The 1,013-nt window shown below is 46.1% G+C and carries 1 pseudogene; it reads left to right on the top strand.

The features are described from left to right. Window positions 1-100: 100 nt before the first annotated feature. A pseudogene (locus tag DP116_RS28315) lies at window positions 101-1,013 on the top strand (tetratricopeptide repeat protein); the annotation flags it as partial.

Below are 1,013 nucleotides of genomic sequence, written 5' to 3'. Positions count from 1 at the left end.
CGTTTTAACGGACTTTGGCTATAAGCCTTGAACTTCAGTTCAAGGCGTACTCAGGCGAAGGTGCAAGATCTAAATCGTCGTCGGGAACACATCACCTGTGATGAAAGTCTATCCGTTTCCGGAATCTAGGGCGCTGGTGTTGAATTTCTCTGATAATAAAATATGTGCGACTCTCACGCCCTTACCTATGAACGAACAGCGTCAGCAAGACTATCTCAACCTCATTCAACTCCTGTTGAATTGTCGTAGTGACGATGAAATCCGAGAGATTTTGCCAGCAAACCAAGAATTACTGGATGTTGACTTCTTGCAGACGGTAGAAGCGGAGGCGCAGAAGTTTTCGCAGCAGGGAGATGAGAATACAGCTAATCGGTTGCAAGGTTTGGCAATGCAACTAGGGGAAGCGTTGAACCTAACCCCCCAACCCCCTTCCCTAGTAGGGAAGGAGGAGAATTCAAAGCCTCTCAAAAAGCAGGAGGAGGAATGGAAGCGAGGTTTGCAATCTCTCAGTGAGGAAGAGAGACAGACATATTTCCAATTCTTGATGCAGGTACTACAAGCAACCGCAGACAGTAGTGGTAATTCCCAGGTAGTTTACCCGTTGCTGGCAAACAATACAGACAAACTCGACGGTGTGTTAGTAGAAATATTGCGCCGTTGGGGGACAAATAGACTGAGGGAAGCCCAAGCAGATGTGGCGAAATCCATCGCTGGATATGTAGTAAATTTTAGCAATCTAATAGCGCAATTTCCCTTGGGTAACAAAGTCAGCAATATAGAAATTGCCATCACTGGCTATGAAGTCGCGCTGACAGTCTACACCCAGCAAGCTTTTCCTGTTGATTGGGCAGGGATGCAAAATAATCTCGCTAATGCTTACAGTATCAGAATCGCAGGGGAGCGGGCTGAGAATTTAGAGCGAGTGATCGCTTATTACCAACAAGCTCTGAAAGTCAGAACTTTTGACGCTTTTCCTGTTGATTGGGCAGGTACGCAAAATAATCTCGCTAATG

Origin of the sequence: Brasilonema bromeliae SPC951 (genome assembly GCF_012912135.1) — a bacterium.
GTDB lineage: Bacteria > Cyanobacteriota > Cyanobacteriia > Cyanobacteriales > Nostocaceae > Brasilonema > Brasilonema bromeliae.
This window is presented reverse-complemented; position numbering and strand designations above follow the sequence as displayed.